We start from the raw sequence: 15,573 nt of genomic DNA, 5'->3' as shown, positions 1-15,573 counted from the left end.
AATGTATAATAGACTTGTGCTTTTGTATATAGCACTCAATATAGTTATTAAAGGAGTATGATAGTGTCGTGGACTCGAGTCAGATAATGATGGTTGTTATTTTTATTATATTGATAGGATTGTCAGGTTTATTTTCTAGTGCAGAAACTGCATTTATGTCTGTTTCTAAGATTAGAGTAAAGACTGTAAGTGAGGATGAAGAAGATCCTCAGCATGCCAAGGCTTTAATCGTTTCTAAACTTTTAGAAGATACAGATCATTTATTAAGTACAATTCTAGTGGGCAATAATCTTGTAAATATTCTTGCTTCTTCATTAACTACATCTTTTGTGATTAGTGTATTTGGTAATGAAGGAACAGGTGTTGCGATTGCAACAGGGTTTGTTACATTAATGATTCTTATTTTTGGTGAAATTACACCAAAAACACTTGCAGTAAGTAAATCAGAAGTATTATGTTATAGATTCTGTCGCTTTATTCAATTAATAAATTTTATATTTACACCAGTTGTCGTTATCTTAACAGCTGTGTCTCATGGCTTGATTCATATATTAGGTGGTAATATTGATCCACAGCCTACACTTTCTGAAGAAGACTTAAAAACAATTGTAAATGTGTCTCATGAAGAAGGTGTATTAGAAGATGAAGAAAAAGAAATGATGCATAACATCTTTGATTTTGGTGATACTGATATTAAAGAAATCATGACACCACGTATTCACGTGGCTACAGTTGATTATGATGCGACTTATGATGAGGTGGTTGCTGTATTACAGGAATCACAGTATTCTCGTTTACCTGTTCTTTCAGAAGAGGGTGATGAGATTGTTGGTGTATTACATATCAAGGATATCTTAATGAAGCCTGTTGATCATGAACATTTCCAGGTAAAAGATTATATGCGAGATGCTTATTTCGTTTATGAATTTAATCATATTTCAGATGTATTTGCTTCTATGCGTAAGGAACATGTTTCTTTATCAGTTGTATTAGATGAATATGGTGTTATGGCTGGTATTGTGACATTAGAAGATATTGTCGAAGAAATCGTTGGTGAAATCGATGATGAATATGATGACAATAGTGAAGAAGTAAAGAAAATCTCTAAGAATGTCTATTTAGTAGATGGCAGTTTAAATATAGATGAAGTAAATGATCGCTGTGGTACAGAATTTGCTTCAGAAGAATTTGAATCTATTGGTGGTCTTGTCTTAGGTCAGGTGAATGGTTCACCAAATCCTCATCAAAAGGTTTATGTTGATGACTGTATGTTTATTATTGAAAAGATTGATAAAAACAGAATTGAATTATTGAGACTTATTATTCCGGAAGAGGAGAGTCAAGAAGAAAAAGAAGAAAAACACGATTAAAGTGTTTTTTCTTTTGGAGGGGAGCAGTCATGAAAGATATATATAATAAAGCAATGGCTATATATGATGACTATCGTTATTATGTACCTAGTTTCTCTAGTGCTGCTTTATCATTTTATTTAATCATTCTGCTGATCCCTGCTACAACTATTATTGCAGTTGTGACATCTTCCTTGAATGTCAGTGTAGATATTCTAGAGATGGGTATTAAAGAGTTTATTCAGCCTGCTTATGCAGAAATGCTGATTGATACATTAAAAGGCAGCTCTTTAAATACAGTCTCTATATTAGTATTTATCTGGTCTTTTTATGCTGTATCAAGAGGAGTAGGGAATATCTATGATATTTCTAAGAAGATGTTTGCGGCAGAAGAGAGAAGTGAATCAGTGATTGCCTGGTATATTTATGTCTTTAAGGTGACAATGCTGCTACTTGGCACATTACTGATTTCAATTGTATTACTTGCGACAGGACCTATATCAAGAGTATTTCATTTTTTATATGGTATTGCTTTTATACGATTTATTCTATTATTTGTGATTATGGTCCTATTTTTTATGGCTATTTATATGATAGTGCCTAGAGAACGTATCACATATCATGAAGCCCTTCAGGGAGCCATTGTGACTTCTGGTGGGATAGTGATTTTATATATTGCATTAAACTATTATTTTAAATATGCAGATCTTACATCTTTATATGGACCACTTAGCTCAATCTGTGTTATCTTATTTGTATTTGATTGGGCAAGTGAGATTTTCTATGTAGGAATGTATTTGACTCATATTGCATACTTAAGGAGGAACAACGCACAATGGCAAGAGAAGATTTTGGAAAGAGTAAACCAAGAAGAAAAAGTTTTGACAAAGACAGAAAACCTAGAAAGGATAGCCGCAAGAGCTTCAACAAGGGGTCTGATAAAGGCTATAAGAAAGAAAATAGAGGACCAAGAAAAGACTTCGATAAGAAGCCAAGAAGAGATTTCGACAGAAAACCAAGAGAAGACTTCGAAAAGAAACCAGTAAGAGAATTTGATTCTAAACCAAGAAGATTTACTTCAAAGCCAAGAAAAGAAAGAGAAGAAATCAATATCAAGAAACTTGGTATTAATGGTGAAGGTATTGGTTATATTAAGAAGAAAGTTATCTTCGTACAGAATGCTTTACCATTAGAGATGGTTGAAGTAGAAATCGATAAGAAGACACAGACTTATATGTTAGGTCATGTGACTGCATATAAGAAGCCTTCATCAGCAAGAAAGGATCCTGAATGTGATCAGTACAATCAGTGCATGGGATGTGCTTTAAAGCATATGAACTATGCTGATCAGTTAGTTCATAAACGTGAATTATTAAAAGAAACACTTCATAAATATACAGATTTATCTGTAAAAGACTTGGATATCAAGCCTGTTGTAGGAATGAAAGAGCCAGAACATTATCGTCATATCGTTGCTTTCCCAATTACTTACTTCAGTGGAAAGTTATGTGTAGGGGTTTACCAGCGTGAAACAAAGTTCCTTACTTTAATGGATCATTGTCCTCTTCAGACACAGAAGATCAATTCATTACTTGTAAAGATTGAAGATATTCTTAATGCAAATAAATGTCGTGATTATAATGATAAGTTCAAGAAAGGCTTAAGATTCTTAATCATTAGACAGATTGGTGAAGAAATGCAGGTGGCATTCGTTACTGGACAGGATGGTATCAGCCAGACTGTTACTAAGGAGATTGCTGCATTAGATGAAGTCACTGCATTATATTATACAGTGAATACATCTCGTTATCAGGATTTCTATGAACAGGGATTCAAGAGAATCTATGGTCAGACACATGCACAGTATAAGGATTTCAAGATTTCAGTACGTTCTGATATGATTCTTAATCCAGAAATGGATGATGAAAAGACAAGACAGATTGCTTCTTTATTAGAAAAGAAGGAAGATGTTTTATCTATGGGTTGTGGTTCAGGAATCATGGAATTACAGTTAGAAAACAAGGTTGTCGCAATTGATGATAATAAGGTAAGTATCCATGATGCCGCTGAAAATGCTAAGAGATTAGAGTTAGACAATAAGCTATTTATTGCTGGACATGTCAATGATCAGGCAGCACATCATTTAAAGAACCACAGTTATGATGCTTTAATCATCAATGAAACTGTTGATGGTATGACTGATGACTTATTAAAATCTATTACTTTATCAGGTATTAAGCATGTCATTATTGTTTCTGATAACATGAGTACTCTCGCAAAGACATTACATCAGCTAGAAGAAATGTTTGATGTGAATACTATCATCTCACTAGATAAAGAACCACATACACCTCGCTTAGAAATTATTGTAGATTTAAAGCGTAAGTAATATGGAAATAGTATTAAGTATTATTTGTATTGTATTATTGTTGATTGTCCTCTATCTTCTCTATACAACGCAGATGAAGCTTCATGAGAAGATGGTACAGACAGAAGAGAGTAGTTCATCACTTGATAGACAATATAACTCTATTATTACTATGTTGAATGATACAAGTACATCACTTGGTAAATCTGATACGAAGATCAATCAGATGATCAATGATATGCATGATATTAATGTGATTATGACCAATACAAAAAAGAGAGGGACTTTTGGTGAGTACCAGCTCTACCATATCTTATCTCTTTATTGTGGTGATAATTCGCATATCTTTGAATCACAATACCATCTAAGTAATGGAAAAATAGGGGATGCTGCTTTGCATCTACCTGGTAATACAAAAGTATTAATTATTGATTCTAAGTTTCCAATGGAGAATTACTTAAAGATAGTAGATAATCCAAAGAATATTTCTTATCAGAATGAATTTAAGAAGAATGTTAAGAAACATATAGATGATATTTCTAATAAATATATTACCGAGGAAACATTGGAAGAAGCAGTAATGTTTATTCCAAGTGAAGCAATCTATCTCTATTTATGTGATGAATGTGCTGATTTGTATGATTATGCACATAATAAGAAGGTGTTGATGACATCTCCTTCTACACTTATGGGGGTTGTCTTTACACTTATTAATATTACTAAGGACTTTAACCGTTCTGAGAATATTAAAGACATAGAAAAACGTATTATTAAGCTAAAAACTGATACTGATCGTTTAGATGATCGTTATGGTAAAGTTATGAAGAACTTAAGTGCTCTTGAAAAGAGTCTGAAGGAACTTGAAATATCTAAAGATAAGATCAGCAAAACAATCAATCAATCTTATGATGGTGCTATAGAAGAGGAGTAATCCTCTTCTTTTTTTGCATGAAAAAAACTGGAGGGGAATCCCTCCAGTAGTCTAATTAAGTGAATTACTTTTATTCATGCTTTCAAGATATGTCATAATATCCTTCGCATTATCACTATAATCACAACTCAAAACAGCTAATGACATCAATAAGAATAGATCGCTATAATTACTTAATTCTAAGTCGATACCAATCGCATTCTCATCTCTTACTCCCACTAATTCCTGTTCTTCATGTGCAAAGCCACGATCTACTGCCTGTGAAATAAGTAGTTCATAGCTTCCTTCATAATAACTAGAAACAAAATCATTAAAATCCTTACCTACAATCTCAATTACATTCTCAATTGTTTCATCAGATTCTTCTGCAAGTGTATTGATGAACTGTTCTAACATCACAATCACATACTCAATCACACTATCTGCATTTGCGGTTTCTTCGTTATAAATGACATACATGCCTTTGTCATTATAGTAAGATGTAAATAAATGTTTCATTACTCTTCTTTACCTAATGTTGCAACCATTACAGCTTTAATTGTATGAAGTCTATTTTCTGCTTCATCAAATACAACAGAGTTCTTGCTTCTGAATACTTCATCATCCACTTCACGAACATCTAATCCCTGTTCATGTTTTACTCTTGCTGTTTCTGTTTCGAAATCATGGTAAGATGGAAGACAATGCATAAATAATGTATTGTCATTATGTGTCTTACTCATTAATTCTTTGGTTACTTTAAATGGACTTAATAATTCCACTCTTGGATTATACAATACTTCATCTTCACCCATTGAAACCCAGATATCAGTATAGATAACGTCAGCACCATCTACTGCATCTGTATCATCAGTAATAGTTAAACTTCCACCTGACTTCTGACATTCTTCCTGACAATAAGCAACAACTTCTGGATCCATTTCTAATGATTTAGGACCTAAGCATACAAAATGCATTCCCACTTTACATGCACCATACATTAATCCATAACATACATTATTTCTAATATCACCAGTAAAGACAAACTTAATTTCGTTTAAAGGCTTATCAAGATGTTCCTGAATAGTAAGGAAATCAGCTAAAGTCTGAGTAGGGTGGTCAACATCTGTTAAACCATTCCATACAGGCACTCCTGAATACTTAGCTAATGCTTCAACATTTTCCTGTTTAAATCCTCTAAATTCAATTCCATCAAACATTCTACCTAGTACTTTTGCTGTATCTTCAATTGACTCTTTCTTTCCCATCTGTGACTGAGTCAAGAAAGTAGCATGTCCTCCTTCATCAAGAACACCTACTTCAAAAGCACATCTTGTACGTGTAGATGTCTTTTCAAATAATAGCGCAATATTCTTGCCTTCAAGTGAATGACCAATCTTTCCTGCTTTCTTCTTAGCCTTTAGCTTTTTAGCTAAGTCTAGAAGATAATAGATTTCTTCTTTAGTATAATCCTTAAGTGTTAAAAAACTTCTCCCGTGTAAATCCATACTTATACTTCCTTTCTACTTATATTTCTTTACCTACTACTTTACCAATTTCTCGTAATTCTTCAATAAGTTTTGTGTATTTTTTAGGCTTTAATGACTGAGCCCCATCACATAATGCATGTTCGGGATCATTATGTACTTCAATAAGTAATCCATCACATCCTGCTGCAACACTTGCCTTAGCCATTGGTTCTACTAACCACCATTTACCACCGGCATGTGATGGGTCAATGATGACTGGTAGATGTGTCATCTTTCTAAGTACTGGAATAGCCTGTAAGTCTAGAGTGTTTCTTGTATATGTTTCGAATGTTCTTACACCTCTTTCACATAAGATGACATTCTCATTGCCACTTGCCATGATATATTCTGCACTCATGATCCATTCCTGATATGTAGCACTTAGTCCTCTCTTTAATAGAATAGGCTTCTTGACTCTTGCGCCTACTTCCTTAAGCAAAGTGAAGTTCTGCATATTTCTTGCACCAATCTGAACGAGATCCACCTTCTCATTGAATTCATCAATATCATCAGCACTCATAAGTTCTGATACGATTGGTAAACCTGTTTCTTTCTTTGCAGCTACTAAGTAATCTAAACCAGTAGAACCTAATCCCTGGAATGCATATGGAGAAGTTCTAGGCTTGAATGCACCACCTCTTAACATATTGGCACCAGCTGCTTTTACTTCTTTCGCAATCGCAATAACTTGTTCTTCTGATTCAACAGAACAAGGCCCAGCAATTAATGCCATATGGCCACCACCAACTTTAACACCATCTACATCTACAATAGTATCTTCAGGATGGAATGCACGGTTTGCAAGCTTATAAGGCTGTTCAACTCTCATTACTTTTTCTACAGAAGGTGAAACTTCAATATCTCTAGGATCTACTTTAGTTGTATCACCAATTACACCACAGATAGTCACATCATGACCTACAACCAAATGAGTTTCTAATCCTTTTTCTTCCACCTTAGTCTGAATCTTCTTTACATCTTCTTCACTTGTTTTTGGTTTGAATACAATAATCATAATCTTTTTCTCCTCTTATCTTCTACCTGTATAAATAAAAGACTCTCATCCTATAAGGACGAGAGTGTATCTTCGTGTTACCACCTTATTTTATATATCTATCACTAGATATATCTCAACGAGTACTATCATACTCTGACAATATAACGGTTGTGACCGGATACGCCTACTTATTTCAACGCTCTACTCCAAGATGAATTCAATATCCTTCAAACATCCTTTTACACCACCCAAGGACTCTCTATGCTTTTTTGAGATATCTACTATTTCTTTTCACTGTATTTATACTTAGTAGTTCTTAAATTGTGAACTCATCATACTGAATAATCACTCTTATGTCAACTGCTTTTTCTATTTTTCTTATACTTTCTTGAATTATTTATATAAATTCTAAATATTACATTTTTATTAAGTTAATACAATAATAACAAGACCCACTCTTACAATACATAACAAGAGTGTCTTGAGAGAGAGTATCCACTTCACCAATAACCTCACATAGATATATAGTCTTTGCGCCTGGGATAGAATGAATTGTAAGAACATCCTGAGATTTAATTTTCTCTATCTCTCCAAGATATAGGTCAGGTATGACAATATTCTTATTTTTATAGTGAGGAAGGGTTTCTTCATTACCTATAACCCACTGTATAGGACCTACTTCAAGAACTGCTTCTATATCATATCCCTTTATGTCCAAATAGCCACCCTGAGAGGATATATAGTTATCTGGAATCAGAGGGAGCGTTTCTTTGTAAAGAATCTGCATGTTCTTTATTTCTTTGTATTGATGATAACGTGCATAACCAAACAAGCAACAAGACACTAGGATGCATAAGCACCCTAGTGTCACAAATAATCGACTAATCTTTTTCATATCTTATAAAGTATCCAAGTAGAATAAGTATTAAACCTGCACCACACATCAAGCTAAGATAGTGCTGGATTCTAGTCATATCCCCTGTCTTAACCTGCGTGTTATTCTTTGGTGTATCGATACTTGTATTGGTTATAATATATTCAGTCTTAGAATCACTACTGTTTGTTGAGACAATACCCTTATACCCTTTTACATTCTTTTCTTTGATACTATAATTCATTGCCTTTTCACTTTTCCATGAATAAGCATAATTATGTTTTGCATCTAAAGTAATTGTCTTTACCAATGTAGAACCATCATATAGTTCTACATTAATTGAATCAGGATGCGTATTTCCATTATCTTTCCAATGCTTTACAATTTTATATTCATGAGAGCGGATTTCTGAATACTTGATAAAGTCAACAGATACATCATAGCTTGACTTTTGCGGCAAAGAAATCAGATAAGGTAAATAAGAATATGTTTTATCTTCTCTTTCTAAGTTGTCTGCAACAATAAGATAAAGACCAGTCTTTAAATTAGTATAAGTAAGCGATGAAGAGGTAGCCTGATTAGTGATTTCTTCAACGTTTACAGTATATCCCTTTAATGTAATTGCTGCATTTTTAAGATCTTCACTATTATCAAGCTTATTTAAATCAACAGTCGTATTCTTCTCTGCTTCCTTAAATTCTTCAGTATATTGATAACTGCCATCATCAGAAACACTTGCCACACGATATAAATGTACATTTAACCCTGATAAACAGTCATTAAGTGTAAGTGAACACATCTTATTGGCATCAACAGCAGTTACCTGAAACAAATTAAATAGTGTCACTGATAGTACAACTGTCATGCATAATAGTAGCTTCTTTAATCTTTTTTCCATAATAAGTGCTATTAAATCCTTTCTTTTTGTTTTCTTGATGTCAGATACCAGATAAACACAACAATAATTGCGAGAACTATCCAGAATAAATCTAGAATAACTGGATCTGTTTTTACTAGATCTCTTCTAATTCTTAGATTTGTCTTATTGATACGATGACCTCTGACAAGTAATCTATGGGTATTCACACCATAAGGTGTACAAGTCATGAGTGTACAATAATCCTGTCCTTCTATAATCTGTAAATCATCTTTTTCTGTAGGAAGAACAGTTTTAATTTGATCAACCTCATAATAAAGAGTTTGATCTAATATCTGAAGCATGAATGTATCACCCGTTTTAAGCTGATCTATATCCGTAAATAGCTGTGCACTTGGTAATCCTCTATGTCCAGATATAACACAATGAGTACTTTCTCCACCCACCGGTAAGGATGTACCTGGAATATGTCCTATCGCAATCTGTAAGATTTCAGCATCTGTTCCATGGTAAATAGGAAGCGAAACATTGATCTTAGGGATTTCTACATAACCCATCATACCTGTCCCTGTGACATCTAGAGTCTCATTGTATACTTTTTTCTCATCATCATTTAAGGCATACATTGTATGTCTTAAATTTTTGTTGTATAAAGTAGCATCATTCCAGAGCTTTTCATACTGTTTTTCAGTTAGGTCCTCGACCTTTTCTTCATATCCAGCTATTGCTCTTGTCTGATGTCTTTGATTCCAATAATTACTAAAACTTGGATAAATAAGCAAAGAGAGTCCTATAATAAACATCAAAGCTATAAATAAGTTGATTAACTTCTTTTTCATTATAGAACACTCCTTTCTATTTTACATTAATTATTTTCAGCTTTTTTCTTCATTACTAAGAATACACCAGCCACAAGAATCATGATAGTACCTGCAACATATAATACTGTAGTACCCATGCCACCTGTACTTGGAAGTTCAGAACCCATGTAGTTGATAACACCAGCTGTTAATGTACCTGTTTTTACTTTAGTACTAAATGCAATTTCACCACTAACTGGATTACCATTTAATTCAGTTAATTTTGGATCATCATTTTCTTTATCATGAGATGCAGTAATAGAGAATTTTACTGGTTCCATTGTGTTATATCCATCTGGAGTCACTGTTTCTGTAAGGATATATTCACCATCATCTAAACCTGTAAATTCAAAAGTTGTTCTTTCAGGATCATCTTCAGTAATTGTATATTCTTTTACAACTGTCTTTGTGCCATCTTTAAGTACTTTTTCTAATTTGAAGGCTGCACCTGCAAGTGGAACTCTACGAGAATCATACTTGTTGATGAGCACTTTATATGTAAATACAATAACCTTATCTAATGGTGTCTGACCTTTATCTGTACCTGTAGTACTATTAGGGTTGTTAGAGAATTCCATATACATTTTATTTGGGTTACCTAAAGCACCAATGACTGCTTTTTCGTTTAATGTCGCAGTATATTCAACTCTTACTTTTGATACACCATTACCTAAACCTTTTACATCCTTAATAGTCACAGTAAAGTGATGATCATCTGTAAAACTTAATTCATAGTTAGATGGATCAATTGCAGTTTCATCATCGTTCTTATAAACTTTAAATGATTCTCTATCAACTGTCAAACCATCTGACAAAGTATCATGGAATACTAACTGATAAGCACCTTTATATAAGTTATAATCTTCAGCTACATTACCTGTTAACTGGAATGGCACCTGATCACCAATATCATAGTCTGCAGAATCCTGCCATCCTGTTGTATTACCTGTAGTGTCATTTGTATCCTTTACTTTCTTTTCTGAAGTAGGAACATTTGATTTTACTGCTGCAGATACATCATCACCTACAACTTCTAAAATAAACTTAGTATAAGAATCCTGTCCAGAAACAGAACCATCTTTATCTTTAACTAAATAATAACCTGGTGCTAAACCATTAATCTTGTAATCCTGACCATCAGCCACACTTGTAGCAGATGCAGTAGTTAAATATTGAGATACTTCAGATGCAAAATCTTTCGCATCCGAACTATTTTTTAAGCTATCAGCCTTAGTTTTTGCATTTCCTAATGCAGTTTGACCAGCCTCAGTTACACCACTACCCCACTTAAGGTTTGAAAGTGTCTTCCCTGATACATCACCTGCAAAAATCTGGTATGCTTCAAAAGTATGACCAGCTTTAGCACCTGTAATAGTAATAGAACCATTACCTGCTGCTTTTACAACTGATGGCATGGCAATAGCCATAACCATTGTGAATGCAAGTACAAAACTTGCGAATTTCTTAAATAGTTTCATATTCCTTTTCCTCCCTTTTTATCCTTTATAAAACCATTTTCTCAATGTAAAACAATAACAGTTTGTTATTACGGGATAGAAACCCCCTTCTTCAGATTTACTATATAAACCAATAGAGTTACTGTAATAAATAGAGCACCTATTGCGTAATAACCTAACTTACCTATACCTCCAGCATCTGGAAGTGTAGTACTGTCTAACTTCTTGTTTGTGACAGTAATATCTCCTTCAATTATTCCATCGTTATTTGTATAACTTATTTGGAATCCTGAAGGTACTTCTTCTTCGATTGTATATATACAATCTTTACCATCTACCTTTTTAGGTAGATCATTCTTTGTCCACGTATAACTCCAATTATTAGAGTCATTTAATGTGACTGTATTGATAACCTTATTGGTTGTTTTATACTCTTTATCATAATCATACTTAACCTGAGAATAATCATTCCCTGTAAGTTTAATTCTTAAGTTCATATCCGGTGTGACATTGTTGATGGTTAATATGACATGACCCCAATATTGATTGTCATTAGAAAAACTATAATCACCTGCTCCATCAACTACAACATTATTTACTTCCTGACCAGGACTGCACAAGACAGGAAGAGTCATCTTAATAGAACCACCTTGCTTAATGACAAGTGATTGATCATCTATAACTGTTTCATTTTGATCCCAATCATATTTCACATAGATATGTGTATTAACTGTTACACCTGTTGGTATCTGGATGTTCTGTATTAAGTTTAATTTAATAGAAGATGGATGATTTGTGAGATGCTTGTTTTCAGAATCAACCCATACCTTCTTTACAGAAATACTATTAGAGTTATTTGGCACATATACAGAGACTTCTTTATTATTAGGCAGATAAGAAATATCTGAATAAGTGTTTAAGCCTGTATAACCAGAAATATTAGATGCATTTAACGCATTCATTGCATCCTGCTTTGTTTTGTTTTCAGTCGCATTATAGAGTGAGAAGTAATAGATTTTCTCTTCTTTATCATATCCAGCAGGTGCTTCTACTTCCTGGAATTTATAAAGTGTATGAGGCGCTAAGATACTATTATCATGGGCCTGGGAAAAGACGAGTTCTCCATCCTTATTTGTCACAAATACACTTTCCCCCTGATATGTCACGTCGTCCCAATTATGTGTTTCTGTATTAAACTTCCACATTCTAAACTTGGCACCTTCAAGCTTCTTTGAGTAGTCTTTACTATCTACCTTAAAAATAATAATCTTACCCTTAACAACTCCTGCAGAAGCATGATGTGTATCGATCTTAGTATCAACAGATGAACTATATTCACCTTCTTGTAAAGTGACTGCATTTCTTACATAAGGATCACTTAAGTTACCTACATCAAAATCGTATTCATAAACTAATACACAAGCAAGTTCATCTGGTAATGTGAGTGTAAGCTTATGTGTTGTTTCATCAATTTTTACCTGATAACGACTTGAATCTATCTCATGACCTCTATTGTTTTCTTTACTAGAATCATATTCATAAAGCTTTAATGTAGAGAGTTTAAGATAAGATGTCATTTGGTTGTTGTATTCTAACTTATCTATTAATACGAGCTTATCTGAATGAGGATTAAGGTTCTTTCCTGCTGGGTTAATCACAACAGAGTATTCTACATTTGTTGTGTTCTCTATTTGTTTAGCTGTTTTAGAAACATTCTTTGTTTCTCTATTTACTTCTGTATGCTGTATCTGTTTTTTACCATCATATTCTAATGTATTAGAATATTTCTTAGATTCATTCTTTAAATCATCCCAATAATCATCAGTTGTGATATCTATCGCATAATAGATTGCGATTGTACCATTTGGATGACTTCTATTTGTCTGCCAGTCACCATCCGTTCTGTTGTAACCTGGATTGAATGTAAAGGTAACTTTGTTGGTTGATTTATTGTAAGAATACTTAAAGTACTTACTTATATCAGTATTGTTTTGATCACCATCACAATACTGTTCATAGTAATCATTGAAATAATAAACAGCTTCTGGTGAACTACGATCAGCTGGATTATCTTTATGTGGACTATTCTTATAATCAGAACGTAATTCTGTTTCTACAAGTGTAGTTCCTTTAGGTAAAGTATCAGTGAAACTATATTGTTCATTAGAATCTGGTGTAAATAGAATTCTATAATAAAGCTTACCGTTCTGACTTACATAATTTGTATTCACTTTACCTGAAGTATATTTGTTGTAGTTTTCACCTTCTGCTTGTCCATAACCCTGCTTTACTACTTTTTTAGGTTTATTGTAGGTCACACTGCTGCTTGATGTTAGATTCTTCACAATACCCTTATTTGAGAAATGATAATCAACACCATCTTCTGCATCAGATAAATCACAAATAGTAGAATAAGAAGAGATATTAAGAGCCTGTCCTATAAACGAAGAACCATCTGCTTTCTTAACTGTCACTTCAAATGCCTTGACATGGGCATTATCTTTTGTGACTTCTTTTGTCTTATTTTCATCTGCATAGAACTTGATATCAATAATAAGATCATTATTAGAAAGAATATGTCCTTCCTGATCCTTTAATTGAATATTAGTTAAGATTTCCTGTTTTAAAGTAGAAAGAATCGCATAATGTTCACCCTTAAAATCAAGATCATCTTTACTTGTACCATCCTGAATGATATCAGAGTAAACAACAGAACTTATTTCTTTATTCGGTAATGTGATATAAGCCTGCCAAGTATTCTTCATAGTCTTAGAATCTTTTGAAACAGTACTGCTTCTTAAAGACTTTGAAAGAGCGTAGTCTCTATGCCATACACCAACCTGTGTATTTGTTTCATAAGATTGATCACCCTTACTTAGATTAGCCTTATTACTTACGTTTCCATTTTCTTTTGGCGCATCTGTCTGATATTCAATAGTATATGAATCCTGTGATCCTTCAGGGAATGTATATGGTAAAGTAATTGTTTCTGTTGAACCATCACTCTTCTTTAAAGTAAATGAGCTTGGTAATGTTAAACCATTTTGAATCTGATCAGTCAGTGTATAACCACTAATATTTTTCTTATCTGGATTAATTGTAATAGTCCAGTTCATCTTTCCTGTATTGTAGTCATATCCACCATATTTTGATACTACTGGATGAGAGATAGTAGTCCATGTACCTGATTCTTTAGAAATCCCACCACTTGTTGCTTTCACAGTATTTCCTAAAGAACCAGAACCATCTTTACCATCTGACAAAGCCTTAGCGGTATAAGTGATTTCATAGCTTTCACCCGCATTTAACTTTGGTAAACCATTGATTGTGAATGAGTCACCATTGATAGTAGGAGATACATAAACCTGTGATGTATTTCCATTCTGTTTTTTCTTTATAACCTTAAAACTATTCTGATTATAAGTACCCGTTGCACTATCCCAATTCACAAACTGGTCTTTAATATCAACTGTGCCTTCAGTGCCTTTAATAGAACTTGCAGTAATTGTGTAGCTCACCTGTCCATTTGAAAGTAATGAACCCTGTTTAGACACATTCAAATCATATTGTGACTTATTAGGTTTAATAGTGATTTCTCCACCTGTACCATCAAACTTAATATTTCCATTATCTCCTGCATCACTTGCATGAACAGTTCCTTCAAATTCAATATAACCTGAGAAAGGTTCAGAGTTCGCATACTCTTCATTGAACTCAATTGTGATTTTTCCATCTGTATCAATAATATAAGTTCCTACTGCTTTACCATTAGAGGCATAAACAGCTCCTGTCTCTTTCTTCATTGGTTTAACACCATTAGGCAGCTGATAACAGATTGAATCATTTTCCCCAGTCACAATATCGGCAGGAAGATTATAGGAAATATGTACCTTAACCTGATCCCCATCTTCAAATTCAGTAGATTCTACCCACTGACCATTATGTAACTTACTCACTGAGGCTGATGTAATATGTTGTCCAAAGTCTGTGGCAGTTCCACATATCGGATCTGCTGTTGTATCATTTGATACAGTGACAGGTGTACTTGTAGGTGCTGCGACTTCTGCATTTGTATTGTTCTGAACATCCGCAACAATCTGCTCATCTACTTGCGTTGTGATAGTCGTTTGTTCTAAATATTTATGGACTTCAATAGATTTATTATTAAATGAAAGAGTAGAAGTACCCGTTGTATCAAATACTATATGAGAAGAATCTGTGTCTAATACTAGTGCAATATTTAAGTCACTTTCAGTATTCATATCATTAAAACACATAGTTAGTAAATTATTTTTAACCTCATATGAACCTATAGAATGAGCAGAATCATCTTCTAAATAAAGTTTATTACT

At 33.4% G+C, this 15,573-nt stretch carries 12 protein-coding genes and 1 other annotated feature; of the genes, 4 read left to right on the top strand and 8 right to left on the bottom strand.

What is annotated here, in order from left to right; all coding sequences use genetic code 11:
* Positions 1–86: 86 nt before the first annotated feature.
* From QZQ55_RS02665 to rmuC, 4 genes are read left to right on the top strand one after another with little or no spacing between them, the layout of a single operon-like run.
* Positions 87–1,370, top strand: a complete 1,284-nt coding sequence (locus QZQ55_RS02665) for an HlyC/CorC family transporter (RefSeq protein ID WP_295089560.1) — start codon at positions 87–89, stop codon at positions 1,368–1,370.
* Positions 1,371–1,399: 29 nt separating this feature from the next.
* Positions 1,400–2,395, top strand: coding sequence for a YihY/virulence factor BrkB family protein (locus QZQ55_RS02660; RefSeq protein WP_295089558.1), 996 nt, complete (start codon positions 1,400–1,402; stop codon positions 2,393–2,395).
* 59 nt (positions 2,396–2,454) lie between these two features.
* Positions 2,455–3,738, top strand: coding sequence for a 23S rRNA (uracil(1939)-C(5))-methyltransferase RlmD (gene rlmD / locus QZQ55_RS02655; protein ID WP_295089596.1), 1,284 nt, complete (start codon positions 2,455–2,457; stop codon positions 3,736–3,738).
* A gap of 1 nt (position 3,739) precedes the next feature.
* Positions 3,740–4,648 (top strand): DNA recombination protein RmuC, encoded by a 909-nt coding sequence (rmuC, locus tag QZQ55_RS02650; protein WP_295089555.1) that lies wholly within the window; start codon positions 3,740–3,742, stop codon positions 4,646–4,648.
* 51 nt (positions 4,649–4,699) lie between these two features.
* Here rmuC and QZQ55_RS02645 read toward each other — a convergent pair whose 3' ends face one another.
* The 8 genes from QZQ55_RS02645 to QZQ55_RS02610 form a co-directional block, all read right to left on the bottom strand.
* The gene (locus QZQ55_RS02645; protein ID WP_295089552.1) at positions 4,700–5,146 is read right to left on the bottom strand and encodes a hypothetical protein; all 447 of its coding nucleotides are present in this window, start codon (positions 5,144–5,146) and stop codon (positions 4,700–4,702) included.
* Entirely contained in the window at positions 5,146–6,135 is a 990-nt protein-coding gene (argF, locus tag QZQ55_RS02640) for an ornithine carbamoyltransferase (RefSeq protein WP_363128268.1), read from the bottom strand. The genes QZQ55_RS02645 and argF overlap by 1 nt, the downstream gene beginning before the upstream one ends.
* A gap of 19 nt (positions 6,136–6,154) precedes the next feature.
* Entirely contained in the window at positions 6,155–7,171 is a 1,017-nt protein-coding gene (gene aroF, locus QZQ55_RS02635) for a 3-deoxy-7-phosphoheptulonate synthase (protein WP_295089549.1), read from the bottom strand.
* Positions 7,172–7,222: 51 nt separating this feature from the next.
* Positions 7,223–7,457: a binding site (T-box leader), on the bottom strand.
* A 111-nt stretch (positions 7,458–7,568) separates the two neighbouring features.
* Positions 7,569–8,048 (bottom strand): hypothetical protein, encoded by a 480-nt coding sequence (locus QZQ55_RS02630; RefSeq protein WP_295089546.1) that lies wholly within the window; start codon positions 8,046–8,048, stop codon positions 7,569–7,571.
* Positions 8,035–8,925, bottom strand: coding sequence for a Cna B-type domain-containing protein (locus QZQ55_RS02625; RefSeq protein ID WP_295089544.1), 891 nt, complete (start codon positions 8,923–8,925; stop codon positions 8,035–8,037). The genes QZQ55_RS02630 and QZQ55_RS02625 overlap by 14 nt, the downstream gene beginning before the upstream one ends.
* An 11-nt stretch (positions 8,926–8,936) precedes the next feature.
* Complete coding sequence (locus tag QZQ55_RS02620; protein ID WP_295089541.1) at positions 8,937–9,743, bottom strand: class C sortase; 807 nt, start codon at positions 9,741–9,743, stop codon at positions 8,937–8,939.
* A gap of 26 nt (positions 9,744–9,769) precedes the next feature.
* Positions 9,770–11,242 carry an isopeptide-forming domain-containing fimbrial protein gene (locus tag QZQ55_RS02615; RefSeq protein ID WP_295089538.1) on the bottom strand — a complete coding sequence of 491 codons (1,473 nt, stop codon included), beginning with the start codon at positions 11,240–11,242 and terminating at the stop codon, positions 9,770–9,772.
* A 68-nt stretch (positions 11,243–11,310) separates the two neighbouring features.
* Positions 11,311–15,483: a SpaA isopeptide-forming pilin-related protein gene (locus QZQ55_RS02610; RefSeq protein WP_295089534.1), complete on the bottom strand. Its 4,173-nt coding sequence runs from the start codon at positions 15,481–15,483 to the stop codon at positions 11,311–11,313.
* Positions 15,484–15,573: the final 90 nt, after the last annotated feature.

It is taken from the genome of uncultured Catenibacterium sp. (genome assembly GCF_900540665.1).
Taxonomy (GTDB): Bacteria; Bacillota_I; Bacilli_A; order Erysipelotrichales; family Coprobacillaceae; genus Catenibacterium.
This window is presented reverse-complemented; position numbering and strand designations above follow the sequence as displayed.